Source organism: uncultured Thiodictyon sp. (genome assembly GCF_903828115.1).
GTDB lineage: Bacteria > Pseudomonadota > Gammaproteobacteria > Chromatiales > Chromatiaceae > Thiodictyon.
On record NZ_CAIKKU010000658.1, the window covers coordinates 1 to 1663 of the forward strand.

Annotated in this window: 1 protein-coding gene; it reads right to left on the reverse strand. The window is 70.8% G+C overall.

From position 1 onward, the window contains the following. Positions 1-386: 386 nt before the first annotated feature. Complete coding sequence (locus QZY48_RS24860) at positions 387-1526, reverse strand: formylglycine-generating enzyme family protein (RefSeq protein WP_295436122.1); 1140 nt, start codon at positions 1524-1526, stop codon at positions 387-389. Between the last annotated feature and the right edge of the window lie 137 nt (positions 1527-1663).

The window sequence follows — 1663 nt, forward strand, 5'->3', positions numbered from 1 at the left end:
ATACCAGGCCCAGCCCGAGCACTGCAAACCTCGTCGGAGGCTGGAGACTGTTCACGTAGCGATGAGGCCAATTTACGGATCGGAGGCAAATCGGACTTGCGCTTGAACAGAGTATCTACCGCGGGGCCCTAGCGTCCGCTGTGCGGACCACCGCTCGTAGCCTGGATGGAGCGCAGCGGAATCCAGGTTCCCGCGGTAACCGGTGGATTGCTTGTTTATCGGCGAGGCTGGCCCCGGATTGCGCTGCGCTCCATCCGAGCTACGGGAGCTTGCAACGTTCTATTCTTCTTTGCGTTCTTGGCGTCTTTGCGTGATCAATTGCCGATTCCAGGCTCAATGGCAGTGGGCTGGCGGCCGGGAAGACAATAAGACAAGGGCACAACGGATCAAGGGAGCGGCTGGCGGCCGGAACCACGCACACAACGGAACCCGACGTACCGGAGCCGGGACCCGGGCGCGTTCCGGGCCCGGGCCGCAGAGCGCAGGTCCCGGGGCTCGGAGCCGAAAGAGCCGCCGCGCAGCACCCGCCACTGACCCACCGCGGGCCCTCGGGGATCGTCCGTTGCCGACGGGTCGTAGGGGCTCGCGTACCGGTCCCAGCACCACTCCCAGCAGTTGCCGGCCATATCGCGGAGGCCCCAGGGGTTGACAAGCTTCTGAGCGACCGGATGCACGGAGCCGGTCGACCAGTCCTCCACGAACCAGGCATAGCGCCTGGCCTTCTTGTCGTCCGGACCCCAGAACCAGGGGGTTTCAGTGCCGGCCCGGCAGGCATATTCCCACTCGGCTTCGGTGGGTAGTCGATAGCCGTCCGCCGCCCAGTCGCAGGCCCAGGGCGAGTCCGCCCAGTGCGAGTCCGTCTGCCGGTAGCAGGGCTTGAGCCCACTGCGCTCGGACAGGGCGTTGCAGAAGCGCAGCGCGTCGTCCCAGCGGACATAGTTGGCCGGCAGGGCCGCGTCGTCTTTGTCGCCCCGCCACCCGAACGGCGCGTCCTTGACCAGAGAGCGGTAGAGGCCGCGGGTGATCGGGGTCAGGGCCATGGCGAAGGGGCTGAGGCGCACCTCGCGCGACGGACACTCGTTGTCGTCGGCCTGCGGGTCGCGCGCCTTGTCCGAGCCCATCCGGAAGGTGCCGCCCGGCAGTTGCACCATCTCGATCAGCGGGTCATGCACCGGATAGGACTTCGGCGGTGGGGGCGGCACTGCCGAAGCCGGGCGCTGCGGCGGGGGCGCCCGGACCGCCGCCGCGCGCTCGCCCGGCCACACCAGCCTCACCCGGTGCCGGACGGCGACGGGGAGCAGCAACAGGAGCAGCGCCGTGGCCGCCGGGCTGCGCAGGGCGAGCCAGCCGAGCGCGGCGGCGGGGACCAGCCCGAGCGTGACCAGCAGGGGCCAGGGCAGGCGGTCCAGGCGTGCGAGCGCGACCCCGGGCCAGGGCGCCGGCCGCGCGCCGCGGCGCGGGAAGGCGCGCCCCACCAGACGGCGGGCGGCGGCGCGGATGGACTGGCGTGGGGCAACGTTGGGCATGGCCCCATTCTAGGCGAGATCGCGCCGACGGCGGGCGCTCGGTCCCGGCGCGACCGGGCGCGATGCCTGAGCACAGGCACAGGCGCTGGGAGCGCCGCACCCCAGTGCGGCGCGGCCTATCCGCAACACGCAAGGCC

Bases quoted from the DNA above. Each gene is read 5' to 3' on its own strand.
- QZY48_RS24860 (WP_295436122.1), bottom strand. From the start codon at position 1,526: ATGCCCAACGTTGCCCCACGCCAGTCCATCCGCGCCGCCGCCCGCCGT.